The sequence below is a fragment of the Bradyrhizobium shewense genome (genome assembly GCF_900094605.1).
Classification (GTDB): Bacteria; Pseudomonadota; Alphaproteobacteria; order Rhizobiales; family Xanthobacteraceae; genus Bradyrhizobium; species Bradyrhizobium shewense.
Genome location: NZ_FMAI01000001.1, coordinates 893173 through 918238, shown reverse-complemented (window position 1 = coordinate 918238; position 25066 = coordinate 893173). Strand labels below are relative to the sequence as shown.

Genomic DNA, 25066 nt, shown 5'->3' with positions numbered 1-25066 from the left:
CACTTTTCTTGAGACATATAAATCGAGATCGCCGCGATGCGCTTTACCGACATTTTCATCAAACGCCCGGTCCTGTCGGTCGTCGTCAGCCTGTTGATCCTGCTGATCGGCCTGCGCGCGGCGATGGTGCTGCCGATCCGGCAATATCCCAAGCTGTCGAACACGGTCATCAACATCACGACCGTCTATCCCGGCGCGTCCGCAGACCTGATCCAGGGCTTCATCACGACGCCGATCGAGCAGGCGGTCGCGTCCGCCGAGGGCGTCGACTACATCACCTCGTCCTCGGTGCTCGGCACCTCGACGATCCAGGTCTACATCAAGCTGAACTTCGATCCGAACCAGGCTCTCACCGAGGTGCTGGCGAAGACGAATTCGGTCAAATACCTGATCCCGAAGGAATCCAACGACCCGATCGTCACCAAGACCACGGGCCAGACCACGGCCGTGATGTATCTCGGCTTCTCGTCCGAGGAGCTCTCGGGCTCGGCGATCTCGGATTATCTGACGCGCGTGGTGCAGCCGGTGCTGTCGACCGTCGACGGCGTGGCTTCCGCCGACATTCTCGGCGGCCAGACCTTCGCGATGCGGCTGTGGCTCGATCCCGAGAAGATGGCCGGCCGCAACGTGTCGCCGGCTGACGTCGCTGCGGCGATCACCGCCAACAACTTCCAGTCCGCGGCGGGCCAGACCAAGGGCTATCTCATCGTCTCGAACGTCTCGACGAACACGGGCCTGACCGACGTCAACCAGTTCAAGAAGATGATCGTCAAGGCCAAGGACGGCGGCTTCGTGCGGATGGAGGACATCGGCACCGTCGAGCTTGCCGCCCAAAGCACGGACGCGAGCGTCGCCTTCAACGGCGAGCACGCGATCTTCATCGGTGTGCAGGCAACCCCACAGGGCAACCCGCTGACACTGGTCAAGGGCGTGCGCGCGCTGTTCCCCGAGCTCGAGCGCAATCTGCCGCCGTCGATGAAGATGAAGGTCGCCTACGACTCGACCAAGTTCATCCAATCCTCGATCGATGAGGTGGAGAAGACGCTCGGCGAAGCCGTGATCATCGTGATCGTGGTGATCTTCCTGTTCCTGGCGTCGCTGCGGTCGGTCATCATTCCCGTCGTCACCATCCCGCTGTCGATGATCGGCGTCTGCACCCTGATGCTGGCGCTGGGATTCAGCTTCAACCTTTTGACCCTGCTTGCGATGGTGCTCGCGATCGGCCTCGTGGTCGACGACGCCATCGTCGTGGTGGAAAACATCCATCGCCATCTGGAGGAGGGCAAGACGCCGGTCCAGGCGTCGCTGCAAGGCGCGCGTGAAATCGTCGGCCCGGTCATCTCGATGACCATCACGCTCGCCGCGGTGTACGCGCCGATCGGCTTCCTTGGCGGCCTCACCGGTTCGCTGTTCCGCGAATTCGCATTCACGCTGGCGGGCTCGGTGATCGTGTCGGGCGTGATCGCGCTGACATTGTCGCCGATGATGTGCTCGGTGCTGCTGAAGAACACCGAAGAGGGCCGCTTCGCCAAGGCCGTCAACAAGGTGTTCGGTGCGCTGACACGCTGGTATGGCCGCAGGCTCGACCGCTCGCTTGACTACAAGGCGATCACGGGGCTGTTCGCGGTGACGATCCTCGGACTCGTCGGCTTCCTCTACATGCACACGTCGAAGGAGCTGGCGCCTGAGGAAGACCAGGGCATCGTGTTCGCGGTGACCAAGGCGCCGAAATACGCCAACATCGACTATGTCGATTTCTACGGCGACAAGCTCGACCACGAATTTTCGAAATTCCCCGAGACCGATCTGCGTTTCGTGCTGAACGGCATCAACGGCCCGCAGGGCGGCATCGCCGGCATGCTGCTCAAGCCCTGGGAGGAGCGCAAGCGCTCGTCGATCCAGTTGAAGCCGCTGGTGCAGGCCGAGCTCTCCAAGATCGAGGGCGTGCAGGCCTTCGCATTCAACCTGCCGCCGCTGCCGGGCGGGCCGGGCGGTCTTCCGGTGCAGATGGTGATCAATTCCACCGCCGGGTTCCAGACGGTCTATGAGCAGATGGAGAAGCTGAAGGACGCTGCGCGCAAGAGCGGCATGTTCATCGTCTCCGACAGCGATCTTGCCTACAACCAGCCGAACGTGAAGGTGACGATCGACCGCACCAAGGCACAGGATCTCGGCGTCAACATGCAGAACCTCGGCGCCACGCTCGCGGTCCTGCTGGGTGGCAACTACGTCAATCGCTTCAATCTGGAGGGCCGGTCCTACCAGGTGATCCCGCAGGTTCCGCGCGCCAAGCGGCTCTCGCCGGAATCGCTCGGTGGCTTCTATGTGACGACCAACACCGGCCAACAGCTTCCGCTGTCGACGGTGGTGTCGATCGAGACCAAGACCGATCCGAACTCGCTGACGCACTACAATCAGCTCAATTCGGCGACGTTCTCGGCCGTGCCGATGCCCGGCGTGACCGTCGGTGCGGCGGTCGACTTCCTCGAAAGCGAGGCCAAGAAGCTGCCGCAAGGTTTCAGCCACGACTATCTCGCCGACTCCAGGCAGTACGTGCAGGAAGGCAATCAGCTTGCGATCACCTTTGGCTTCGCGCTGATCATCATCTTCCTGGTGCTGGCCGCGCAGTTCGAGAGCTTGCGTGACCCCTTGGTGATCATGATCTCGGTGCCGATGGCGATCGTCGGTGCGCTGATCCCGCTGTTCTTCGGCGTGGCGACCATGAACATCTACACCCAGGTCGGTCTGCTCACCCTGGTCGGCCTGATCACCAAGCACGGCATCCTGATGGTGGAGTTCGCCAACGAGCTCCAGGTCAACGAGCGGCTCGACCGCCGCTCCGCCATCGAAATGTCGGCCCGCATCCGCCTGCGGCCGATCCTGATGACGACGGCCGCGATGGTGACTGGCCTGATCCCGCTGCTGACCGCGACCGGCGCGGGCGCGGCCAGCCGCTTCTCGATCGGCCTGGTCGTCGTCGCCGGCATGTCGATCGGCACGCTGTTCACGCTGTTCGTGCTGCCCGCGGTCTACGTGGTGCTGGCGACCGACCATCGCGCGGCGGCCGATTCCGAGCGGAACAAGCAGGTCAACGAGCTCGACCTCGGCTCCAAGGCGCTGCGGCCGACCTGACGCCGTTAACTAGCAAGCGAACCAGAGGGCGGCAGCGGTCAATCCGCTGCCGCCTTTTTCGTTGTGCCCGGGGGCGCTGGCGCGGGGTCCAATGGACAGGGCCTTGCCCCGTGCTAGCGAAAGACAAGGTGCCGCCTTCTTGCTAGATTTGGGGGCATGAGCCTTTCCCTTCATCCCGACGCCCCGCAAGCCAGGACGCTGCCGAGCGCGGCTACGGCTGGCGCTGCCTCCGGCGCGGCCGCGGGGCGGGGGATCAGGACCCGGCTGTTCACCAAATATGTCGCGCTGTTCGTGGCTGTCGTCGCCATCGCGCTGCTGGCCAACGGCCTGTTCGAGGTCTTCTTCTATTATCGCGAGCACAAGGCTTCGTTGATCCGGGTCCAGCATGAGCAGGCCGAGGCGGCCGCGGCCAAGATCGGCCAGTTCGTCAAGGAGATCGAGAGCCAGCTCGGATGGACGACGCAACTGTCGTGGTCGGCGGGCTCGATCGAGCAGCGCCGGTTCGACGCGCTGCGGCTGCTGCGCCAGGTGCCCGGGATTACCGAGCTTGCCCAGGTGGACTCGACCGGCAAGGAACGGTTGCGGGTCTCGCGGCTGGCGATGGACGCGATCGAGAGCGGGATCGACCTATCCAATGATCCGAAGTTCACCGAGGCGGTCGCGCACAAGGTCTATTACGGCCCGGTCTATTTCCGCCGGGAGTCCGAACCCTACATGACGCTGGCGCTGGCCGGCGCGCGCAGGGATGCCGGCGTCAGCATTGCCGAGGTCAATCTCAAGCTGATCTGGGACGTGGTCTCGCAGATCAAGGTCGGCCAGCACGGGCATGCCTATGTGGTCGGCCCGGAAGGGCGCCTGATCGCGCATCCCGATATCAGTCTCGTACTGCGCAACACCGACATGTCCGGCCTCGCGCAGGTGCGCGCCGCGCAGGCCGCCGGCGGCACCATGCCGAACGCGCTCGAGGAAGCGCGCAACATCCAGGGCCAGAAGGTCTTGACCGCATCGGCGCCGATCGAGCCGCTGCACTGGACCATGTTCGTCGAGCTGCCGGTCGAAGAGGCCTATGCCTCGCTCTACGCCTCGCTGCAGCGGCTTGCGATCGTGCTGCTCGCGGCGTCGATCTTCGCGGTGCTTGCGGGGATATTTTTGGCGCGCCGCATGGTCGGGCCGATCCAGGCGCTGCGCAGCGGCGCCGAACGGATCGGCGGTGGCGACTTCTCCCAGCGCATCTCGATCCGGACGGGCGACGAGCTCGAAGGGCTCGCCGACCAGTTCAACGACATGGGCGCGCGCTTGCAGGAATCCTATGCCAACCTCGAAAACAAGGTCGAGCAGCGCACTGCGGAATTGCGGGAATCGCTGGAACAGCAGACCGCAACGTCCGAAGTGCTGGAGGTGATCAGCTCCTCGCCGGGCGAGCTGGAGCCGGTGTTTCGCAAAATGTTGGAGAATGCCACGCGCGTGTGCGGCGCGTCCTTTGGAACGATGAATTTTTGGGATGGTGAAGAGTTCAATCTGGCTGCGGACTACAACCTCCCGTCCGAGTTCTCTGATTTCAGGCGACGCACACCGATGCGTCCTTATCCCGGCACCTCGCTTGAAACTGTCGTCAAGACACGCAAGTCTTCGCAGGTTTCCGACCTTAGGGAGAGCCCGGCTTACCTGGCTCGCGTTCCCAATGTCATTCCGATGGTGGAGGTTGCCGGAGCCCGCACGCTCATGGTCGTCCCCATGCTTAAGGAAGATCAATTGATCGGCGCGATTACGATCTTTCGAAAGGAGGTACGGCTCTTCACGGACAAGCAGATCGCGCTGGTCGAAAACTTCACCAGGCAAGCGGTCATCGCCATCGAGAACACGCGGCTGCTTCGAGAGTTGCGTGAGCGCACCGAGGCACTGTCCCAATCCCTGAGCGAGCTGCGCGCCGCCCAGGATCGTCTGATCCAGACCGAGAAGCTTGCCTCGCTCGGTCAGCTCACCGCCGGCATCGCGCACGAGATCAAGAATCCGCTCAACTTCGTCAACAATTTCTCCGCGGTCTCCACCGAGCTGATTGACGAGCTCAAGGAGGCCTTGCAATCGGCTGCGCTCGACGACAAGACCAGGGAGGAGGTCGGCGAGCTGACCGGCATGCTCAGGAGCAATCTCGAGAAGGTGGTGCAGCACGGCAAGCGCGCCGATTCCATCGTCAGGAACATGCTGCTGCATTCGCGCGAGGGCTCCGGCGAGCATCGGGCGGTCGACATCAATGCGGTCGTGGAGGAGAGCCTCAATCTCGCCTATCACGGTGCGCGCGCAGAACGTCCCTCCTTCAACGTCACGCTCCAGCGCTCGTTCGATCCCGCTGCCGGCATGGTCGACATCTATCCGCAGGAGATCACGCGCGTCTTGCTCAACCTGATCTCGAACGGCTTCTATGCCACCGCCAAACGCAAGGAGAGCGGGGGTGAGGCCTTCGAGCCGACCTTGAGCGCGGCAACCAAGGATCTCGGCGGCGGGGTCGAGATCCGGATCCGTGACAATGGCACGGGAATTCCGCCCGAGGTGAAGGAGAAGATGTTCAATCCCTTCTTCACCACCAAGCCCGTAGGCGAGGGCACCGGGCTCGGCCTGTCCATGAGCCACGATATCGTCGTGAAGCAGCACGGCGGCACCATCGACGTGAACACCACACAAGGTGTATTCACCGAGTTCATCATCACCCTGCCGCGCACGATGGCGGCGGACGGCACTTCCGGAGGCAAGTCGTGAACGTTTACATCCTGGTCGTCGACGACGAGCCCGACGTCGAGGCGCTGTTCCGGCAGCAATTCCGGCGCGAGCTGCGCGCCGGCCGCTTCCAGATGGAATTCGCCTCCTCCGCGCCCGATGCGCTGAAGCGGGCCGCCGAGGTTCGCGATCCCTCGTTGATCCTGATCCTGTCCGACATCAACATGCCGGGCATGAGCGGGCTGGACATGCTGCCGAAGGTGCGTGCCGCGCATCCGGACGTTCCCGTCATCATGATCACGGCCTATGGCGACGCCGAGACGCGGCGGAAGGCGATCGAGCGCGGCGCCGTTGGGCTCCTCACCAAGCCGATCGACTTCGCGCTGCTGCGGCAGGAGATCGACACGAGGCTCGAGCAAGCCGCATGAGCGCGACCATCCTCTTCGTCGACGACGAGCCGGATCTCGAAGCGCTGGTCCTGCAAAAATTTCGCAGGCAGATCCGCGACGGACAGGTCGCCATCATATTCGCTCGCGACGGTCTCGAGGCGCTGGCCTCGCTCGAGCAGAATCCGCAGGTCGACATGGTGGTCTCCGATATCAACATGCCCAGGATGGACGGGCTATCGCTGCTCGCGAAACTCCAGGAGGCCGAGGACAAGAAGTCGACCATCATCGTCTCTGCCTATGGCGACATGAGCAATATCCGCACCGCCATGAACCGCGGCGCGTTCGACTTCCTGACCAAGCCGATCGACTTCGCCGATCTGGAGGCCACGATCGGGAAGACCATCCGCCATATCGAGATGCTGCGCGAGGTGCGGCGGCGCCAGATGGAAGCCGAGCGCGCCCACGCCGCGCTGTCACGCCATTTCTCGCCCGAGCTTGCCAAGCGTTTGGCCGCCAGCGGCGACGGCGAGGGCATCGAAGTACAGTGGCGCGATGTCGCCACCATCTTCACCGATATTACCGGCTTCACCTCGTTGGTCGAGAGCGCGCCACCCGAGACGTTGGGTAAGTTGCTCAACGAGTATGTCGGCGGCATGACCGAAATCGTCTTCGACCATGAGGGCACGGTCGCGAAGATCATCGGCGACGCGATCCAGGTGCTCTTCAACGCGCCCGGCGATCAGCCGGATTATGCCACGCGTGCGGTCGCCTGCGCCCATGAGCTCGATGCCTGGGCGCAGGACTTTCGCGCGCGCCAGAGCGCCATGGGCGTGACCTTCGGTGCCACCCGCATCGGCATTCACGCCGGTCCCGCGCTGGTCGGCAATTTCGGTGGCAATCGCTTCTTCGACTACACCGCCTATGGGGACTCCATCAACATTGCGGCGCGGCTGGAGGCCGCCAACAAGCATCTGGGCACCCGCATTTGCGTCAGCGCCAGCGTCGCCGAGGCGGCCGAGAATTTTCAAGGCCGCCCCGTGGGTGAACTGATGCTGCGCGGGCGCAGCGAGCCGTTGCGCGCCTTCGAGCCGCTGCCACCGGGCAAGTTCGAAGCGCCGGAAACGGCGCTATATTCGGAGGCCTTCGCCAAGATGGAGGCCGGCGATGCCGCAGCCATGCCGGCCTTTGCCGCGCTGGTCGGCATGCACGCCGACGATTCTCTGGCCGGCTTTCACCTGAAGCGCCTGCTCAACGGCGCCAAGGGCATTCGCATGCAACTGGAATAGGGGTTCGACATGATGCGTGACTTCTCCGCTGGCAATTATCGTTTCATTCCGTCCGTGTTCCAGTATTCGGCGGGCGCGGCCGCGGACGACGGCCACGAAATCGAACGCGTCCGCTTCGACCGTGTGGTCCCGCTCGCGGAAGGGTTTGCGCTGGCGGCGAAATTCATCCAGGAGGCAGGGCGTCCGCTGACGGCGTTCTGCGCCTGCGAGCTGCGTTCACCGGCGGCCTTCAGCGAAGAAGGCTTTCGCGCCTTCAACCTGCACTATGTGAAGACGCTGTCCGAATGGGGCATCTTCGACGGCACCACCAATCCGGTGGCGCGCAGCAATGTCTGTCCCGAGATCGATCCGCCGTCCGAGCCGTCGTTCTATGCGTTCTCGTTCACGCGTCCGACCCGCTCGAAAGCGCCGTCCTTCGTGATATCAGGCGGTGCCGAGGCGCGCGAGGGCAGCGGCACCTATGTCGAGCGCACCGTGCGCTACCGCGACCTCAGCCCGGAGGGGCTGCGGGAGAAGGTGCGCTTCACGACGACGTCGCAGATGGAAAGCCGGATGGCAGCCTTCGGCTTCGGCTGGAGCGACACCACCGCGGTGCAGGCCTACTCCGTGCACGACTTCCACCACGCACTCGTCGACGAACTGGTTCGCCGCGGCGCGTTGCGCTCCGGTCTGACCTGGCATTTCGCCCGCCCGCCCGTCGTCGATCTCGAATATGAGATGGATTGCCGCCGGGTGTTGCGGGAAGTGGTGATCTAGACTTTCTGACGGCAACGCTCTCTCCGTTCCTTTCCCCCTTGTGGGGGAGGGAACGCTACCGCCGTCGGCGCGCCAGGCGAGGTCTCTTTCTTCAGATCTCAGCGCTGCCTTGGATCGAGCGCGTCGCGCAGGCCGTCGCCGAGCAGGTTCAGCGACAGCACCACGAGGAAGATCGCAAGCCCTGGCCAGATCGCCATCCACGGCGCCTGGGTCAGGAAGCGTTGCGCGGCATTGAGCATGCTGCCCCAGGACGGCGCCGGCGGCTGCTGGCCGAGGCCGAGGAACGACAGCGCGGCTTCGGCGATGATGGCGGCGGCAATCGACAGTGTCGCCTGCACCAGCAGCGCGGGCAGGATGTTCGGCAGGATATGCGACAGCGCGATCCGCCATGGCGGATTGCCGAGCGCGCGCGCGGCCTCGACATAGTCCTCGGCCTTGACGACGAGCACCTGGCCGCGGGTCAGGCGGATGAAGATCGGTGTTGCGGAGATGCCGATCGCAATCATGGCATTGCCGAGGCTCGGCCCGAGGAACGCCGCCAGCGCGATCGCCAGGATCAGGAACGGGCAGGCCAGCATCGCATCCGTGATCCGGCTGATCAGTGCATCGACGAAGCCGCCGCGATAACCGGCGACGAGGCCGAGCGGCACGCCGATGCCGAGCGCGATCGCAACCGAGATGAGGCCCGCGAGCAGCGAAGCCCGCGCGCCGTAGACGATCCGGCTGAAGATGTCGCGGCCGAGCTCATCGGTGCCGAACCAGTGCGCCGCGGTGGGCGGCTTGCGCACCAGGCTCCAGCTCGTCGCGATGGGATCATAGGGCACGATCAGCGGGGCCAGCATTGCGAGCACGATGAACATCGTGAGCACGACGAGCCCGAATATCGCCGCCTTGCGCTTGAACAGCCGCCGGCGCGCGCGGCGGGCCGGGCTATCCAGCTCGTCGGCTTGCGTGAGAGGGCCCGGCAGCGCGGCGTCGGTCATGCTCTAACCCCGCAGCCGCGGATTGACGAGGATATAGGCGATGTCGGCAACGAGATTCAGCGTGATATAGATCGTGGCCGTCACCAGCACGACGCCTTGCACCACGGCGTAGTCGCGGTTGAAGACGGCATCCACGATCAGCTTGCCGAAGCCGGGGATGGAGAAGATCTGCTCGGTCAAGACTGCACCTGACAATAGCGTGCCGAGCTCGAGTGCGCCGAGCGTGATGACGGGCGTCAGCGCATTGCGCATGGCGTGCTTCAGGATCACCGAGCGCTCCAACAGTCCCTTGGCCCGGGCGGTGCGGACGTAGTCGCTTTCCAGCACCTGCAGCATGGCGCTGCGGGTATGCCGCATCAGGACCGCGGCAATGGCATTGCCGAGCACGAAAGCCGGCATGATGGTGGCCGCCAGGCTCGCGCGCCAGTTCTCGGTGAGCGGCACGTAGCCGGACGCCGGCAGCCAGCCGAGCTCGATCGAGAACAGGAAGATCAGCATGATCCCGAGCCAGAAGTTCGGCGTCGAGATGCCCCACAGCGCAAACAGGTTCGCGCCGTAGTCCCAGGCCGAGCCCTTCTTCACGGCGGCGACGATGCCGGCGGGGATGCCGATCAGGAACGCGATCACGATCGCCATGCCGCCGAGCTGCAGCGTCACCGGCAGCTTCTGAGCGATCAGCTCGCGCACCGGCATCTTGTTGCGCAGCGACTCTCCGAAATCGCCTGAGAGCACGCCCTTGATCCAGTAGGCGTACTGCACCGGGACCGGCTGATCGAGCCGGTACTGATGACGGATCTGCTCGATCACGGCGGGATCGCGCTCTTCGCCCGCCATCACCAGTGCGGGATCGCCCGGCAGCAATTGCTGCAGCGAGAAGATCAGCACCGAGACGAAGAACAGCGTCGGCACGATCTGCGTAAGGCGGCGGGCGAGGAAGTTCAGCATTCTGGCGGCGTCACTTCAGCTTGAGCCCGATCACGCGCACGAGGCCGTCGGGCATCTGCTTGTAGCCTTCGAGCTTGGTCGTGTGCGCGATGATGATGCGGCGGTGGTAGAGGTACAGCAGCGGCTCCTCGTCCTGGACCAGCTTGGCCAAGGCCTCATAGCTGGCCTTGCGCTTGGTGGGATCGGTGACCGATCGCGCGTCCTCCAGCGCCTTGTCGGCCTGCGGGTTGTTCCACGCGCCGTAATTCTGCGGCGCACCGCTGTGCAGGAATACAAAGGTGTTGCCGTCGGGATCGACGCGCCCGCTCCAGGCAAGCATATAGGCCTGGTAATCGCCGGCCTCGGCCTGCTTCAGTCCGGTCGCGAATTCGGTGACACGGATCTTCATGTCGAACCCGGCCTCGGCCGCCATCGACTGGATTACCTGGGCCGGCGTCTCGGTCTCCGCGCCCTTGGGCACAAGGAAATCGACGCTGACCGGCGGCGTTACGCCGGCCTCCTTCAGCAGTGCCTTGGCCTTCTCGACGTTGCGGGGACGGACCGGAAGGGATTTTTGATAGTATGGATGATCAGGATTGACCCATTGATTGCCGACCTGAAACTCGCCGTTGAACACGACCTGGTTGATGGCGTCGCGGTCGATCGCAAGGTCGAGCGCCTGCCGCACCTTGGCGGACTGGCTGAGCGGCCCCTTGGCCTTGTCCTTGCCGATATTGAGCGTGACGCCCTGATAGCCGAGCTCGATGGCGGTCGCGACCTTCAGCCGTGAATCCGCGCGCACCTCCTTCAGATCGGTGGCGAGCACGCGCTCGATCAGATCGAGGCCGCCGGATTTCAAGTTCGCAAGCCGCACGGTGGCATCGACGATCGGCTGGAACACGATCTTGTCGATAAAGACATTGTCCTTGTTCCAATAGTCCGCGAACTTTTCGAACACGATGCGGTCCTGCTGCACGCGCTCGACGAATTTATACGGGCCGGCGCAGACCGGGCGCAGGCCGAACTTGTCGCCGGCTTCTTTCGCCGCCTTCGGCGACACCATCATCCCGGCGCGGTCGGTGAGCTGAGCGAGCAGCGGCGAGAACGGCGACTTCAGCACCAGCTTGACCGTGAGGGGATCGACGATGTCGATGTGATCGACCGAGGCAAGCTCGGGCTTGCGGAAGGATCCGGGGAACGTCAGATGCCGTTCCAGCGAGAACTTTGCGGCTTCGGCGTCGAATGGCTCGCCGTCGTGGAATTTCACGCCGGGCCGGAGCTTGATGACCAGCGCCTTGCCGTCGTCGGCGGTTTCGCTCGACAGCGCGAGCTGAGGCACGATGTTGAGCTTCTCGTCGATGTCGAACAGCTTGTCGCAGAAGGCGGAGAATACGATGCGGCCGACATAGGTGCGCGCCATCGTGGGATCGAGGATATCAGGATCCTCGGCGAGGCCGATGCGCAGCGTGGTCTGGGCCTGCGCGGCTCCAAGCGACAGCAGGACAGCGGCGGCCGTTGCGGCCAGGCGAAACATCTTCATCGGACAATCCCCATTGCTTCGGCTATGTCGTTGTGGGCGCGGTGCCTTGTATACCAACCCCGGCGGTGGCAGCGCCTTCCGTCTTTTGGCTGAAGGCGGCGACCAATTTTGCAAGCGCCGGCGAAAACCCGCCGGCCGCCGGCAGGATGGCGTCGGCAGACGGCAGCTCCGCCGTGCGGTGACAGGCGGTGGCGTGGCCCGAGCCGTCGGCCAAGAGCGCCGGCGCCTCGTTGCGGCAGCGCTCGATCACGAACGGGCAGCGGGTGTGGAAGCGGCAGCCAGCGGGCGGATTGAGCGCGCTCGGGATCTCGCCCTCCAGCAGGACGGTCGTGCGCTTCGCCTTCGGCTGCGGCAGCGGAATCGCGGACAGCAGCGCCCGGCTATAGGGATGGCGCGGCGAGGCGAACAGCGCGTCCGCCTCCGCCGTCTCGACGATCTGGCCGAGATTCATCACCGCGACGTGGTCGGCGATGTGCTTGACCACGGCGAGGTCGTGCGAGACGAAAATATAGGCGAGGCCGAGCCGGTCCTGGAGCTCGCGCAGCAGATTGAGGATCTGCGAGCGGATCGAGACGTCCAGCGCCGAGACCGGCTCGTCGCAGATGATCAGCTTCGGCTCGACCGCGAGCGCGCGAGCAATGGCGATGCGCTGGCGCTGGCCGCCGGAGAATTCATGCGGATAGCGCCGCGCCAGCCGCGGCTCCAGTCCGACCAGCCGCAGCAGTTCCGCGACGCGCGCGCGCCGCTGCGCAGGCGGCACGAGATCGTGCAGTGCCAGCGGTTCGGTCAGGATCTGGCCGGCCGTCATGCGCGGATTGAGCGAGGCATAGGGGTCCTGAAAGATGATTTGCGCCTCGCGGCGGAAGGCCCGGAGCGCATTGGGATCGAGCGCAAGCAGGTCGCGGCCGTCGAACCGGACCGTGCCTGAGTCCGGCTCGATCAGCCGCAGCACGAGGCGGCTGACGGTGGATTTGCCGCAACCGGATTCGCCGACCAGGGCCAGCGTCTTGCCGGCCTCGAGCGAGAAGCTGACGCCATCGACCGCCTTGACGTGCGCCAGTGCCCGGCCGAACAGCGAGCGCTCGGCGACGAAATGCTTGACTAGGCCATCGACCTCGAGCAGCGCCATCACGACACCAGGCGTTCGAGCGGCGCGCGGATGCAGCGCGAGAGGTGGCCGGGGCTGACTTCGATCAGCGGTGGCGGCGCCGTGGTGCAGGCATCCAGCACGAACGGGCAGCGCGCGGCGAAGCGGCAGCCTGCCGGCGGCTGCGCCATGTTCGGCACCATACCCTCGATCGTCGCAAGCTGTTCGGCCCGATGGTCGAGCCGCGGGATCGAGCCGAGCAGGCCGACGGTGTAGGGGTGCTGTGGCGCCGAGAACAATTCGTCCACCGGCGCGCGCTCGACGATCTCGCCGGCATACATCACCGCGACCTCGTCGCAGACCTCGGCGACGACGCCGAGATCGTGGGTGATCAGGATGATGGCGGCGCCGCTTGCCGCTTTCAACTCCCGCATCAGCTCCAGGATTTGCGCCTGCAAGGTGACGTCGAGCGCAGTGGTCGGCTCATCGGCGATCAGCAGGCGCGGGTCGCAGGCCAGCGCCATCGCGATCATCACGCGCTGGCGCATGCCGCCGGAGAGCTTGTGCGGATATTCGTCGACGCGCCGCTCGGGCGAGGGGATGTGGACCCGGCGCAGCAGCTCGATCGCCCGCTCGCGCGCGCTTTTCCGCGAGCCGCCGCGGTGGCGCAAAATGGTCTCGATGATCTGGTCGCCGATGGTGAAGCTCGGATTGAGCGAGGTCATCGGCTCCTGGAAGATCATCGCGAGCCGGTTGCCGCGCAGATTGCGCAGGGTCTGGTCCGGAGTCTGCAGGAGGTCGAGGCCGTCGAAGCGGATCGCGCCCGATATCTCCGCGCTTTGTTTCGGCAGCAGGCCCATGATGGCCAGCGACGTCACGCTCTTGCCGCAGCCGGATTCGCCGACGAGGCCGAGCGTCGCGCCGTTGGCGACACTGAGGTCGACACTGTCGACCGCGTGGGTGATGCGGCCGTCGTCGCCGTGAAAGCAGATGCGCAGATCCTTGATCTCGATGAGAGGAGCCGCGCTCATGATTGCCTTGCGCGCGCTGCTTGGATGCTGGCGTCGACGACGCTGCGGTCGGTGTTGCCGGCCGGGTTCCGTCGCGTCGGCATGGAATCGCGAAAATGCACCCAGAGCTCGTGGCTGACGTGTTCGAGCCGTTCGAGCTCGCCGAGCGGATCGGGATGATCGTCGGCGCGAATGTCCAGTGCCGGCCATTCCTCCTCGCCGTGGATCAACAGCGCGGCGGACTGCTTGCCGCGCTTGTCGCCGCCGGCGGCCTCCCCTGCGCGCATCGCCACAAGCAGGCGGCGCGGGAAGGGCAGGCTGTCGTTGGCGATATAGGTCTTTGCGGTCTCGTCGAGCACGTCGGCGCCGGCCAGCATGTTCCCGGCGATGGAGAAGCCGCTGCCTGCGATGTGCCCGCACCAGTCGACGCAGTCGCGTCCGGTATGTGCGGCGATCTCGCCGCTTGCATCCATGATGTGGATCTGACGGCTCTCGCGGCCATCGTCGGTCGCGAGTAGCGCGGCCAGCACGTCGCGCGCATTGAGGCCTTCCCGCAACAGCTTGACGCCGTCGATGCCGTAGTAGGGATTGACGAAGGCCTGCGTCGCGATGGCGCCGACGCCGGCCGCGATATACGGCACGCGTGCGCCGACGGCGAAGAAGCGTGTCGCAACAGCGATGCCGAACTGGCCGGTGGAAGGGTCTCGCGCGATGATCGACCAGGTCATGTGCTGCCTTCAGCGTCCCGCGGCGTAACCTTGCATGCCGCGCGGATTGGCGGCGGCGCGCCGGCGCCGACCCACGCGCGAGGCCGCGGTGAGGCGGCCTTCGGACCAGTCGGGGCCGACTTCCACGATGTGTCCGCGCTCACGAAGGTTCTCGATCGTCGCCTTGGGTACGCGATTCTCCACCACGAGCACGCCGGGGCGCGCGGTACGCGGCCAGAACGAGATCGGAAAATGCTCGGAATGCCAGGCCGGCGCGTCGATCGCTTCCTGGAGATTGAGATTGCAATGGACGTGGCGCAGGAAGAATTGGGTGATCCACTGGTCCTGCTGGTCGCCGCCGGGCGAACCCCAGGCGAGGTAAGGATCGCCGTCGCGCAGCGCCATGGTCGGCGACAGCGTTGTGCGCGGCCGCTTGCCCGGTGCGAGCGAACTGGGTTGGTTCTCCTCCAAATCGAACATCTGGGCGCGGCTGCCGAGACAGAAGCCGAGCTCGGGAATGATGGGCGAGGATTGCAGCCAGCCGCCCGACGGCGTCGAGGACACCATGTTGCCGGCTTTGTCGATAATGTCGAAATGCACGGTGTCGCCGCGCACCTCGCCGAAGCGCCCCACGGTTGGTTCACCGGCGCCGAGCGCGCCAACGGCCTCGCGCTGGCCTTCAGCGCGGCGCAGCTTGACGACGCCGCCAAAGCCCTCGATCGCGCCGGGCCGGAGATCGAGCGAAGCCTTCTCGGTAACCAGCTTACGACGTTCGTCGTTATAGGCGTCCGATAGCAGCGTCGCGATCGGGATCTCGCTGAACTTGGGGTCGCCGTAGAATTTCTCGCGGTCGGCAAAGGCGAGTTTTGCGCATTCGATCTGGAGGTGGATGAACTCAGGCCCGGTCGGGTCGAGCCCGTCGAGGGCAAAGCCCTTCAGCAGCGCGAGCTGTTGCAGCGTCACCGGACCCTGGCTCCAGACGCCGGCCTTGCAGACGGTATAGCGGCCATAGTCGTAGGTGAGCGGCGCCTCGACCGTAGGCTGCCAGCGCGCCATGTCGTCGGCAGAGAGCACGCCGCGATGCGGCGAGCCGCTGACGTCCATCACCTCCTGGGTGCGGCAGAATTTGTCGATGGCTTCCGCGACGAAGCCTTGCGACCAGGCTTTGCGCGCGCACTCGATCTCGGCGTCGCGGCCACCGCCGCCGCTCTCGGCTTCGCTGAGAATTCGTGCGTAGGTCGCGGCCAGCGTCTTGTTGGTAAAGAGTGTGCCGGGCTTCGGCACCTCGCCGTTCGGCAGGTAGACGGCGGCCGACGTTGGCCAATGCTTGCGGAATAGCTGCTCGACGGTCTGGATCGTGGCGCAGGCGCGCTCGACCAGCGGATAGCCGTCGCGCGCGTAGGAGATAGCGGGCTCCAGCACGTCGCGCACGCGCATCGTGCCATAGTCGCGCAACAGCATCATCCAGGATTCGAAGGTGCCGGGGACGCAGGCCGCGAGCAGGCCGGTGCCGGGCACCATGTCGAGGCCTTCGCTCTTGTAATGCGCGATGGTGGCGCGTGCCGGTGCCGGGCCCTGGCCGCAGATCACCTCGGTGCGGCCGCGCTTGACGTCATGGACGATGATCGGCACGTCGCCGCCGGGGCCGTTGAGATGCGGCTCGACAACCTGCAGCGTGAAGGCGGTGGCGACACCGGCGTCGAAGGCATTGCCGCCCTTTTCCAGGATGGCCATGCCGACGGCGGTCGCGATCCAGTGCGTTGTGGCGACGACCCCGAACGTGCCCTCGATCTCGGGGCGGGTCGTGAACGGATCGGGATTGACATTGCTGGCCATGGATTACCTCATTTGCGACGCGCGCAATTGATCACAGGCGATGCCGCGCCGCCAATGGGCTGCCAGCATGGCACGCGCGCGTCACGCCGGGACCGGCGCGGTGTTGACGGCGTGGCAGGCGACGCCGTCAATCAGTTCCGGCGTTTCCTTGCGGCAGAGATCGAACGCCAGCGGGCAGCGGGGATTGAAGGCGCAGCCGGGCGGCGGATTGATCGGGTTCGGGATCTCGCCTTTCACCGGAATGCGCTGGCGGCCGCTCATGGCGAGGTCGGGCACGGCGCCCAGCAGCATCTTGGTGTAGGGCATACGCGGACGGGCGAACAGCTCGCGCCCCTCCGCGATCTCGACGATGCGGCCGAGATACATCACGCCGACGCGGCTCGCCATGTGGCGGACCACGGCAAGGTTGTGGCTGATGAACATGTAGGTCAGGCCGAACTTGTCCTGCAGGTCGCGCATCAGGTTCAGGATCTGCGCCTGTACGGAAACGTCGAGCGCCGAAGTCGGCTCGTCGCAGACGATGAACTCGGCATCCGATGCGAGCGCCCGGGCGATCGCGATGCGCTGGCGCTGGCCGCCGGAGAACTCGTGCGGAAACTTCAGCCGGTCGTCGGGATGCAAGCCGACGAGGCTGAGCAACTCGCCGACGCGGGCCTGGATGTCGCGCTCGCCCTGGATCAGGTCGAAAGCGCGGATCGGCTCGGAGATGATGGCATCCACCCGGAAGCGCGGGTTCAGGCTCGCATAGGGATCCTGGAAGATCATCTGGATGCGGCGGCGCAGCTTTCGGCGCGCCGGCGCCTGCCGCGGATCCGTCATCGAGACGCCGTCGATCAGCACGTCGCCCGAGCTTGGCGGCAACAGGCCGACGACCATCCGCGCCACCGTGGTCTTGCCCGAGCCGGACTCGCCGACCAGCGCAAAGGTCTCGCCCTTCCTGATGTCGAAGGTGACGTGATCGACCGCCTTGAGATATTCGAGATGCCCGCCTTCGAGCACGCGGTTGAGCCAGGGCTTCGAGACGTCGAACACCCGGCGCAGATTTGTGGCCTGGACGAAGGAAGCGCTCATGCCGCGCTCTCCGCCGGCACGCTGTCATAGAGATGGCAGGCGACCGATTGCGCACCGCGCGGCAGCGGCTCCGGTCGATCAACGCGACAACGGTCGAACGCGAACGCGCAGCGCGGGTTGAACGAGCAGCCGCGCGGGATCGCCGACAGCCGCGGCATCGAGCCGGGGATCTGCATGAGACGCTTGTCGTCGCCGGCCAGCGTCGGGATCGCGCCCATCAAGCCCTTGGCATAGGGATGCAGCGGATTTCTGACGACATCCTGCACCGGACCGATCTCGGCGACACGGCCGGCGTACATCACGGCGACGCGGTCGGAGGTCTCCGCGATCACGCCCATGTCGTGCGTCACCAGCATCACGGCGGTGCCGTGGTCGCGGCCAAGCCGCTTGATCAGCGAGATGATCTGTGCCTGCACGGAGACGTCGAGCGCGGTGGTCGGCTCGTCCGCGATGATCAGCTCGGGCTCGGCGCAGATCGCGAGCGCAATCACGACGCGCTGACGCATGCCGCCGGAGAATTCGTGCGGATAGCCGTCGATGCGCTTTTCCGGCGCGGGAATGCCGACCTCGGCAAGCAGGTCGATGGCGCGTCGGCGGGCGGCCGTCTCGGATAGGTTCAGGTGGGTTCGGATCGTCTCGATGATCTGGTCACCGACCCGGTAGAGCGGATTGAGCGAGGTGAGGGGGTCCTGGAAGATCATGCCGATCCGTTTGCCACGGATGCGGCGCATCTCCTCCGGCGGCAGATTGTCGATGCGCAGGCCGGCCAGGCGAACCTCGCCGCCGGCGATGCGGCCGGGCGGGTCGATCAGGCCGATCACGGCGAGGCCGGTGACGGATTTGCCGGCGCCGGATTCGCCGACCACGCCCAGCACTTCGCCCTTGGCGATGTCGAAGGAGACGCCGTCGATGGCGCGCAGCGTGCCGCGGCGGGAGGCGAACTCCACCTGAAGGTTGCGGACGGAGAGGATGGGCTCGGTCATGCGTGAGGCGCTCTTGTCGAGGTTTTGCTCATCGGAGCTTCGGGTTGAGCGCGTCGCGCAGCCAGTCGCCGAGCAGGTTGATCGACAGGATCAGCCCGGCCAGCGCGAGGCCGGGGAAAGCGACGATCCACCATTCGCCCGCGAACAGATAATTGTTGCCGATGCGGATCAGCGTGCCCAGCGAGGGCATGGTGTCGGGCAGGCCGACGCCGAGGAAGGACAGCGTTGCCTCGGTGATGATGGCCAGCGCGAGGTTGATGGTAGCGATCACAAGGATCGGGCCCATCGTGTTCGGCAGCACGTGCCGCAGCATGATCTTTGGCGCGGGCAGGCCGATCAGCTGCGCGGCGGCCACGTAGTCCTTGTTCTTCTCGACCATCACGGAGCCGCGCACCGTCCTTGCATATCCGACCCAGAAACTGAGGCCGATCGAGATCACCAGCACCACGAGCATGCTGGTGGCATCAAGGCGGTTGCCGAGGATCGATTTCGCGATGCCATTGACCAGCAGTGCGATCAGAATAGCGGGAAAGGTCAGTTGCACGTCGGCGATCCGCATGATCACGCCATCGATCGCGCCGCCGAAATAGCCGGCGATCAGGCCGAGCGCGATGCCGAGCGCGCCGGCGAAGATCACGCCGGCCACGCCGACGGCGAGCGAGATGCGCATCCCGTAGAGAATGGCGGAGAACACGTCGCGGCCCTGCTCGTCGGTGCCGAGCAGGAACGGGCTCTGGCCGTCGGCGGTCCAGAGCGGCGAGATGCGCGAGTTCATCAACTGGAGCTGCGCCGGATCGAATGGGTTCTGCACCGCGAGCGCGGATGCAAAGATCGCGAGCAGGAAAAGCAGCACGGTAATGGCCGCCGCCACCATGGTCAGCTTGGAACGGCGGAATGAGTAGAAGATGTCGCTGTCGAGCGCGCGGCTGAGCCAGCTGCGACCGGCATGCGCGGGCGGCGCGCTCTGCTTGTCGGAATTGGAGGCGACGGCGTCGGACATGCAGGGGCCTTATGTAGCGCGGCCGACGGTCGCGCGCAGGCGCGGATCGACCACGGTGTAGAGAATGTCGACCACCAGATTGATGGTGACGAAGATCAGCGAGACCATCAGCAGATAGGCCGCCATGATCGGGATATCGACGTTTTGCACGGCCTGCACGAACAGCAGTCCCATGCCCGGCCACTGGAACACGGTTTCGGTGATGATCGAAAATGCAATAACCGAGCCAAACTGAAGTCCGGCCACGGTGATGACGGGAATGAGCGTGTTCTTCAGCGCGTGGCCGAAATGGATGGCGCGGGTGGTCAGCCCGCGGGCGCGGGCGAAGCGGATATAGTCGGTTCGCAGCACTTCCAGCATCTCCGCGCGCACCAGCCGCATGATCAGGGTCATCTGGAACAGGCCGAGCGTGATCGAGGGCATGATCAATGCCTTCAGTCCCGACAGCGTGAGCAGGCCTGTGCTCCACCAGCCGAGCTTGACCACCTCGCCGCGGCCGAACGAGGGCAACCAGCCCAATGTCACCGCGAATAGATAGATCAGGAGAATGCCGATCAGGAAAGTCGGCAACGAGATGCCGATCAGCGAAACCGCCTGGAATAATTTGGCGAGCACGGTGTCGCGCCTCAGCGCCGAATAGACGCCCATCAGGATGCCGAACACCATCGCAAATACGGTGGCGCAGATCGCAAGTTCCAGCGTGGCCGGCATACGTTCCATCAACAGGGTCGAGACCGGCTGGCGGAACTGGTAGGAGACGCCGAACTTGAATTGCGCGGCGTCGGCGAAATAACGCACGAACTGCACCGGCACGGGATCGTCGAGGCCGAGCGACTTGCGCACGGCTTCGCGTTCGGCCGCCGACGTGTCGATCGAGACGATCTGATTGACGGGGTCGCCGGCGAAACGGAACATCGAGAAGGCGATGATGCCGACGGCGAACATGACGCCGATGGCCTGAACGGCGCGGCGAAGAGTGAAAGCGAGCATGCCTTCCACTATCCTTGGGTGTGCGTGCGGTCGACGTCTTTGTCAGCCGGAAAAGGAAAGGTCCCGGATGCCTGACGCCGCCGGGACCTCGTGTTCAACTGGTGCTATTCCTTCTTGGTCGCCCAATGGAACATAACCAGATTGTCGGCGCGCTGCGGCAGGTTGACCTTCTTCGACACGCCCCAGGCCAGCGCCTGCTGGTGCAGCGGGATGTAGGACCAGTCCTTGTTGCCGATTTCGTAAGCCTGCTTGATCAGCTGGTTGCGCTTGGCAGTATCGGTTTCGACCAGCACCTTGTCGGTGATGGCGTCGAACTCCTTGTTGCAGTAGCCGCCGAGATTGGCCTCGCCGCGTGAGGATTTCGCATCGTCGCGGCAGCCCATGATGTCGTAGAGCACGTTGTGGGAGTCCATCGTGCTCGGCGTCCAGCCCAGGAGGTAGAACGAGGTCTGGTAGCCGCCCTGCTTCAACACCTTGGCGAAGTACTGCGCCTTCGGCTGCGCCAGCAGGTTGATCTTGACGCCGATGCGGGCAAGCATGCCGACGACGGCCTGGCAGATCGCGGCGTCGTTGACGTATCGGTCGTTCGGACAATCCATCGTGACCTCGAAGCCGTCGGGATAGCCGGCTTCGGTCAGGAGCTTCTTGGCTCCATCAGGGTCGAATTTTGGCCGCGTGAACTCCTTCGACAGTGCGAACAATTCCGGAGCGATCATCAGCGCCGATGGCGTCGACAGCTCGCGCATCACGCGCTTCTTGATCAGCTCGATGTCGATCGCCTTGTAGAAGGCCTCGCGGACGCGGACGTCCTTGAATGGGTTCTTGCCCTTGATGTTGGAATAGAGCAGCTCGTCGCGGGTCTGATCGAAGCCGATGAAGATGGTGCGCAGCTCCGGCCCCTTCAGCACCTGGGCGTTGGGGCTGGAATCGACGCGGGAGATGTCCTGGATCGGCACCGGCTCGATGACGTCGACTTCGCCCGAGAGCAGCGCAGCGACACGGGTGGCGTCCGAAGCGATCGGGGTGAAGACGATCTCCTTCAGGTTACCCTCGACCTTGCCCCAGTAGTTGGGGTTGGCCTTGAAAACCGTCTTCACGCCGGGCTGATGGCTTTCGATGGTGAACGGACCGGTGCCGTTCTCGTGGAGCGAGGCGTAGCTCGGCGTGGTCGCCGCCACCGGCGTCGGATCGACGACGTTGTTCTCCTCGGCCCATTTCTTGTCCATGATGTACCAGACATCCCACGAGTTATGCAGGATGGGATTGGGCGAAGGCAGGATGAAGTCGACGGTGTAGTCGTCGACCTTCACGACCTTGACGTCGGGCGCAAGGCGGGTCTGCATATTGGACCCTTTCTTGCGGACGCGATCGGCGGAGAATACGACGTCGTCGGCGGTGAAGGGGTCGCCGTTGTGGAATTTCACGCCCTTGCGCAAATGGAAGCGCCAGCGGGTCGGCTCCGGAGTTTCCCAACTTTCCGCCAGCGCCGGAATGATCTTGAGGTCCTTGTCGCGCGCGGTGAGGCCTTGATAGACGTGACCGAGATGGGCGTGGGTGGTGCTTTCGTTGAGCGTATAGGGATCAAGGGATTTCAGGTCACCCTGGTTGGCATAACGCAGCGTCTGGCTCGACGCCGGCGCGACCGTCAACGCAAGCGTACCGGCGAGCGTCGCCGCAAACAGACTTCGACCGACTGACATTCTTGACCCTCTCCACTCTGCCCTGCCGATGATTTTTGATTGTTCGGCAGGGCTGATTGATCCATGTTGCCCAGAGTTCTCGACCGGTGCAAGCGCCATTCCAGCAAGGAACGCGCCAAGTTGCACCGCTGTGCAGCAATGCTGACCGTGCCGCCTGGCATGGAGGACCGCGTCTTTCGACTTTGGTTGACTATATCGGCCGATTGCGGGACGGGGCATGTCGCGCCGGCATCAGGTCGCTTGCGTCGCACCACAACTCGCGGCGATACTGCCGACAGGCCACTCGAATCTCATCCGGAGGGGACATGAAAGTTAATATCGAAATCGACTGCACCCCCCTCGAGGCCCGCCAGTTCTTCGGTCTGCCTGACGTGGGGCCGATGCAGACGGCGGTGATGGACAAGCTGCAGCAGCAGGTGCTCAGCAACATCGAGAAGGTCTCGCCGGAATCGCTGATCCAGAGCTGGTTCACCTTCGATCCCAAGATCGCCGAGCGGTTTCAGGACATGTTCGTCACGATGGCGGGCCTCGGCGGCACGCGCAGCAGCGACAAGAAGAAATAATGCCGTCCGGGCCGGACGGGCGGCAGGCGCCGGGCGGGCTTCGTCCGCCGAGCCTCGCCCTACTGCTTGCGGAGGCGCGCGGCCTGTTCGAATTCTTGCGAGCCTGCTGCTGTCGCCAGTCCTGATGCGCGCGCCTAGGAGTGACGGTCATCCGGTGCTGGCGCTGCCGGGCTTTCTGGCCAGTGACCTCTCGATGGCCCCGATCCGGCGCTATCTCAGCGAGCTCGGCTATGAGGCACATGCCTGGCGGATGGGCCGCAATCTCGGCGGGCTGGGGCGGATGCGGGAGTCGCTGCGCGCGCGTCTGGCCGAAATCCATGCTGCGAGCGGACGCAAGGTCAGCCTGGTCGGATGGAGCCTTGGCGGCGTTTATGCTCGCGATCTCGCGCTCCAGGCGCCCGACATGGTCCGTTATGTCATCACGCTCGGCAGCCCTTTTGCCAATGACGTGCGGGCGACTAACGCCACGCGGCTCTACGAGGCGCTGTCCGGCGAACGGGTCGAAGATTTCGCCGAACTGCGCGAGGCGATCGCCGGCGATCTGCCGGTGCCGGCGACGTCGATCTATTCGCGGGCCGACGGTGTCGTGAACTGGCGGACCTGTCTGCTCCGTCCCTCCGACCGCGCCGAGAACATCGAGGTGTATCTGGCGAGCCATATCGGGCTGGGGGTGAACCCCGCGGCATTGTGGGCCGTGGCCGACCGGCTGGCGCAACCGGAGGGGGAATTCTCGCCATTTGACCGGGCAGGGCCGTTTGCCATTGCATATGCCCCGCCGGAACAGGCAGTATCGGCCTGACGAGAAGCGCTGGCCAAGGCGCCCGTCAAATCTTGCGGGAGGGAACTATGGCTGACGGTAAGAAGCTGTCGTCGCTGGACGCGTCGTTTCTCTATCTGGAAACGCCGGAAATGCCGATGCATGTCGGGAGCATGGCGATCTTTCGCTTGCCTGACGACTACAAGGGCGACTTCTTCGAAGACTTCAAGGCGATGATCGTCTCGCGCCTGCACATCGCGCCGATCCTGAAAGCGCGGCTGGAGAAGGCGCCGCTCGACATCGATCACCCCTCCTGGGTCGAGGACGATCAGTTCGACATCGACCGCCACATCTTCCGCGCCAGCCTGCCGCAGCCGCGCGACCGCGCCACGCTGGAGCGCATCGTCGGCTGGATGCACGCCAAGCTCTTGAACCGCGCTCGCCCGCTTTGGGAGTTCTACGTGTTCGAGGGCATGAAGAACAACGAGGTCGGGCTCTATTCGAAGATGCACCATGCCGCCATCGACGGCGGTGCTGGTGCGGCGCTGACCAACATGATCTACGACATCTCGCCGATCCCGCGGAAGGTCGATCCGCCGGCGGTTGGCAGCAAGCCCGGACAGGAGCCGCGCGACATCGCGGCGAACCTGCTCGATTCCTACCAGCAGCTGTTTAACCAGCCGCTCGACGCCGGCAAGGCCGCCCAGAACCTGCAACTGCCGCGCACTGGCAAGAGCGACATCGGCTCGATTCTGTTCGACAACGCGATGTATCAGATCGAGAGCGCGGTGCGCTTCGCGGGCAATATCCCGACCATGGTCAAGAGCGTCTCCGAGGTGCTTGGCAAGGTTGCCGATCCCAAGTCGCGCGAGAGTCTCGCCAGCATGGTGTCGCCGCCGACCATGCTCAACAAGACCATCTCCTCGGAGCGGAGCTTCGCCGGCGTGTCGATCCCGCTGTCGCGGGCCAAGGCGCTGGCCAAGCAGGCCGGCGGCAAGCTCAACGACGTCGTGCTGGCGCTCGCCTCCGGCGTGGTCCGGCGTTACCTGAAGGAGTACAGCACGCTGCCTGCGAAATCGCTGACCGCGGCGGTGCCGATCTCGCTGCGCGAGGAGGGCAACACCGAGGCCAACAACCAGGTGTTCGGCATGATCTGCGCCATCGCGACCAACATCGACGATCCCAAGGCGCGGCTGGAAGCCATCATCGCGCAATCGACCAAGTCCAAGGAGATGTCGCACCCCTTGCGCGCACTGATGCCCCAGGTCTCCAACATCTCGATGCTGGGCGCGCCGATCATGGTGCAGATCCTGGCGCTGCTCTACAGCCGCTCGAACCTGTCGGACGTGCTGCCGCCGGCCGCCAACATCACCGTGTCCAACGTGCCCGGGCCGCGGCAGACTCTTTACGCCGCCGGTGCGGAGCTATTGCACATCTTCCCGGTGTCGATCTCGACGCACGGGCAGGCGCTCAACATCACCGTGCAGAGCTATCGCGACCAGCTCGATTTCGGCTTCATCGTCGGCGCCAACATCATTCCGCATGTGCAGGTGATGTGCGACATGCTGCCGGAGGAGTTCGCCGCTTTGGAGGCGGCCTACGCGCCGCCGGCGACCGACATCAAGGGTGCCGCTGAGTAG

General features: G+C 64.8%; 19 protein-coding genes and 1 pseudogene. 8 read left to right on the top strand and 12 right to left on the bottom strand.

The annotated features are described in order from the left end of the window. The first annotated feature begins 36 nt into the window (after positions 1-36). The 5 genes from GA0061098_RS03955 to cnbZ all read left to right on the top strand — a co-directional run bounded on the left by GA0061098_RS03955 (position 37) and on the right by cnbZ (position 8275). The gene (locus GA0061098_RS03955) at positions 37-3132 is read left to right on the top strand and encodes a MexW/MexI family multidrug efflux RND transporter permease subunit (RefSeq protein ID WP_038972774.1); all 3096 of its coding nucleotides are present in this window, start codon (positions 37-39) and stop codon (positions 3130-3132) included. Between the two features lie 156 nt (positions 3133-3288). Then, the gene (locus GA0061098_RS03950) at positions 3289-5886 is read left to right on the top strand and encodes an ATP-binding protein (RefSeq protein ID WP_091953681.1); all 2598 of its coding nucleotides are present in this window, start codon (positions 3289-3291) and stop codon (positions 5884-5886) included. Then, positions 5883-6272: a response regulator gene (locus tag GA0061098_RS03945; RefSeq protein ID WP_018315558.1), complete on the top strand. Its 390-nt coding sequence runs from the start codon at positions 5883-5885 to the stop codon at positions 6270-6272. The genes GA0061098_RS03950 and GA0061098_RS03945 overlap by 4 nt, the downstream gene beginning before the upstream one ends. Next, on the top strand, positions 6269-7519 hold the full coding sequence (locus tag GA0061098_RS03940; protein WP_091953678.1) for an adenylate/guanylate cyclase domain-containing protein: 1251 nt from the start codon (positions 6269-6271) through the stop codon (positions 7517-7519). Before GA0061098_RS03945 ends, GA0061098_RS03940 begins: the two co-directional genes overlap by 4 nt. A 9-nt stretch (positions 7520-7528) precedes the next feature. Then, positions 7529-8275: a 2-amino-5-chloromuconate deaminase CnbZ gene (gene cnbZ, locus GA0061098_RS03935; RefSeq protein WP_091953676.1), complete on the top strand. Its 747-nt coding sequence runs from the start codon at positions 7529-7531 to the stop codon at positions 8273-8275. Between the two features lie 98 nt (positions 8276-8373). On the opposite strand, the gene GA0061098_RS03930 is transcribed toward cnbZ, so the two are convergent. The 12 genes from GA0061098_RS03930 to GA0061098_RS03875 all read right to left on the bottom strand — a co-directional run bounded on the left by GA0061098_RS03930 (position 8374) and on the right by GA0061098_RS03875 (position 22106). After that, positions 8374-9258 (bottom strand): ABC transporter permease, encoded by an 885-nt coding sequence (locus tag GA0061098_RS03930; protein WP_091953673.1) that lies wholly within the window; start codon positions 9256-9258, stop codon positions 8374-8376. A 3-nt stretch (positions 9259-9261) separates the two neighbouring features. After that, complete coding sequence (locus tag GA0061098_RS03925) at positions 9262-10203, bottom strand: ABC transporter permease (protein WP_091953670.1); 942 nt, start codon at positions 10201-10203, stop codon at positions 9262-9264. A 10-nt stretch (positions 10204-10213) separates the two neighbouring features. Beyond that, on the bottom strand, positions 10214-11722 hold the full coding sequence (locus GA0061098_RS03920; protein ID WP_091953667.1) for an ABC transporter substrate-binding protein: 1509 nt from the start codon (positions 11720-11722) through the stop codon (positions 10214-10216). 22 nt (positions 11723-11744) lie between these two features. Next, a complete protein-coding gene (locus GA0061098_RS03915) occupies positions 11745-12851 on the bottom strand; it encodes an ABC transporter ATP-binding protein (protein ID WP_165637127.1) in 1107 nt (368 codons plus the stop codon). Then, a complete protein-coding gene (locus tag GA0061098_RS03910; RefSeq protein ID WP_091953661.1) occupies positions 12851-13840 on the bottom strand; it encodes an ABC transporter ATP-binding protein in 990 nt (329 codons plus the stop codon). The genes GA0061098_RS03915 and GA0061098_RS03910 overlap by 1 nt, the downstream gene beginning before the upstream one ends. Further along, the gene (locus GA0061098_RS03905) at positions 13837-14547 is read right to left on the bottom strand and encodes a DUF1028 domain-containing protein (protein ID WP_091953658.1); all 711 of its coding nucleotides are present in this window, start codon (positions 14545-14547) and stop codon (positions 13837-13839) included. Before GA0061098_RS03905 ends, GA0061098_RS03910 begins: the two co-directional genes overlap by 4 nt. A gap of 9 nt (positions 14548-14556) precedes the next feature. Next, the gene (locus tag GA0061098_RS03900) at positions 14557-16362 is read right to left on the bottom strand and encodes a gamma-glutamyltransferase family protein (RefSeq protein ID WP_091953655.1); all 1806 of its coding nucleotides are present in this window, start codon (positions 16360-16362) and stop codon (positions 14557-14559) included. A gap of 81 nt (positions 16363-16443) precedes the next feature. Then, positions 16444-17433, bottom strand: coding sequence for an ABC transporter ATP-binding protein (locus GA0061098_RS03895; protein ID WP_091953652.1), 990 nt, complete (start codon positions 17431-17433; stop codon positions 16444-16446). Next, positions 17430-18416, bottom strand: a complete 987-nt coding sequence (locus tag GA0061098_RS03890; protein ID WP_028143437.1) for an ABC transporter ATP-binding protein — start codon at positions 18414-18416, stop codon at positions 17430-17432. The genes GA0061098_RS03895 and GA0061098_RS03890 overlap by 4 nt, the downstream gene beginning before the upstream one ends. 28 nt (positions 18417-18444) lie before the next feature. After that, positions 18445-19416, bottom strand: coding sequence for an ABC transporter permease (locus GA0061098_RS03885; protein ID WP_091953649.1), 972 nt, complete (start codon positions 19414-19416; stop codon positions 18445-18447). A gap of 9 nt (positions 19417-19425) precedes the next feature. After that, the gene (locus GA0061098_RS03880; RefSeq protein WP_026201522.1) at positions 19426-20406 is read right to left on the bottom strand and encodes an ABC transporter permease; all 981 of its coding nucleotides are present in this window, start codon (positions 20404-20406) and stop codon (positions 19426-19428) included. A gap of 104 nt (positions 20407-20510) precedes the next feature. Continuing rightward, positions 20511-22106, bottom strand: coding sequence for an ABC transporter substrate-binding protein (locus GA0061098_RS03875; protein WP_091953646.1), 1596 nt, complete (start codon positions 22104-22106; stop codon positions 20511-20513). A gap of 305 nt (positions 22107-22411) precedes the next feature. Between GA0061098_RS03875 and GA0061098_RS03870 the strand changes: the two genes are divergently transcribed. The 3 genes and pseudogenes from GA0061098_RS03870 to GA0061098_RS03860 all read left to right on the top strand — a co-directional run bounded on the left by GA0061098_RS03870 (position 22412) and on the right by GA0061098_RS03860 (position 25066). Further along, positions 22412-22669 (top strand): DUF6489 family protein, encoded by a 258-nt coding sequence (locus GA0061098_RS03870; protein ID WP_028135213.1) that lies wholly within the window; start codon positions 22412-22414, stop codon positions 22667-22669. After that, positions 22669-23468: pseudogene (locus tag GA0061098_RS03865) on the top strand (esterase/lipase family protein). Before GA0061098_RS03870 ends, GA0061098_RS03865 begins: the two are co-directional and overlap by 1 nt. Before the next feature lie 47 nt (positions 23469-23515). Next, positions 23516-25066, top strand: a complete 1551-nt coding sequence (locus GA0061098_RS03860) for a WS/DGAT/MGAT family O-acyltransferase (RefSeq protein WP_091953644.1) — start codon at positions 23516-23518, stop codon at positions 25064-25066.

Excerpts from the sequence above, each read along its gene's own strand:
- GA0061098_RS03955 (WP_038972774.1), top strand. The coding sequence starts at position 37 with ATGCGCTTTACCGACATTTTCATCAAACGCCCGGTCCTGTCGGTCGTC.
- GA0061098_RS03950 (WP_091953681.1), top strand. The coding sequence starts at position 3,289 with ATGAGCCTTTCCCTTCATCCCGACGCCCCGCAAGCCAGGACGCTGCCG.
- GA0061098_RS03940 (WP_091953678.1), top strand. The coding sequence starts at position 6,269 with ATGAGCGCGACCATCCTCTTCGTCGACGACGAGCCGGATCTCGAAGCG.
- cnbZ (WP_091953676.1), top strand. The coding sequence starts at position 7,529 with ATGATGCGTGACTTCTCCGCTGGCAATTATCGTTTCATTCCGTCCGTG.
- GA0061098_RS03930 (WP_091953673.1), bottom strand. The coding sequence starts at position 9,258 with ATGACCGACGCCGCGCTGCCGGGCCCTCTCACGCAAGCCGACGAGCTG.
- GA0061098_RS03925 (WP_091953670.1), bottom strand. The coding sequence starts at position 10,203 with ATGCTGAACTTCCTCGCCCGCCGCCTTACGCAGATCGTGCCGACGCTG.
- GA0061098_RS03920 (WP_091953667.1), bottom strand. The coding sequence starts at position 11,722 with ATGAAGATGTTTCGCCTGGCCGCAACGGCCGCCGCTGTCCTGCTGTCG.
- GA0061098_RS03915 (WP_165637127.1), bottom strand. The coding sequence starts at position 12,851 with ATGGCGCTGCTCGAGGTCGATGGCCTAGTCAAGCATTTCGTCGCCGAG.
- GA0061098_RS03910 (WP_091953661.1), bottom strand. The coding sequence starts at position 13,840 with ATGAGCGCGGCTCCTCTCATCGAGATCAAGGATCTGCGCATCTGCTTT.
- GA0061098_RS03905 (WP_091953658.1), bottom strand. The coding sequence starts at position 14,547 with ATGACCTGGTCGATCATCGCGCGAGACCCTTCCACCGGCCAGTTCGGC.
- GA0061098_RS03900 (WP_091953655.1), bottom strand. The coding sequence starts at position 16,362 with ATGGCCAGCAATGTCAATCCCGATCCGTTCACGACCCGCCCCGAGATC.
- GA0061098_RS03895 (WP_091953652.1), bottom strand. The coding sequence starts at position 17,433 with ATGAGCGCTTCCTTCGTCCAGGCCACAAATCTGCGCCGGGTGTTCGAC.
- GA0061098_RS03890 (WP_028143437.1), bottom strand. The coding sequence starts at position 18,416 with ATGACCGAGCCCATCCTCTCCGTCCGCAACCTTCAGGTGGAGTTCGCC.
- GA0061098_RS03885 (WP_091953649.1), bottom strand. The coding sequence starts at position 19,416 with ATGTCCGACGCCGTCGCCTCCAATTCCGACAAGCAGAGCGCGCCGCCC.
- GA0061098_RS03880 (WP_026201522.1), bottom strand. The coding sequence starts at position 20,406 with ATGCTCGCTTTCACTCTTCGCCGCGCCGTTCAGGCCATCGGCGTCATG.
- GA0061098_RS03875 (WP_091953646.1), bottom strand. The coding sequence starts at position 22,106 with ATGTCAGTCGGTCGAAGTCTGTTTGCGGCGACGCTCGCCGGTACGCTT.
- GA0061098_RS03870 (WP_028135213.1), top strand. The coding sequence starts at position 22,412 with ATGAAAGTTAATATCGAAATCGACTGCACCCCCCTCGAGGCCCGCCAG.
- GA0061098_RS03860 (WP_091953644.1), top strand. The coding sequence starts at position 23,516 with ATGGCTGACGGTAAGAAGCTGTCGTCGCTGGACGCGTCGTTTCTCTAT.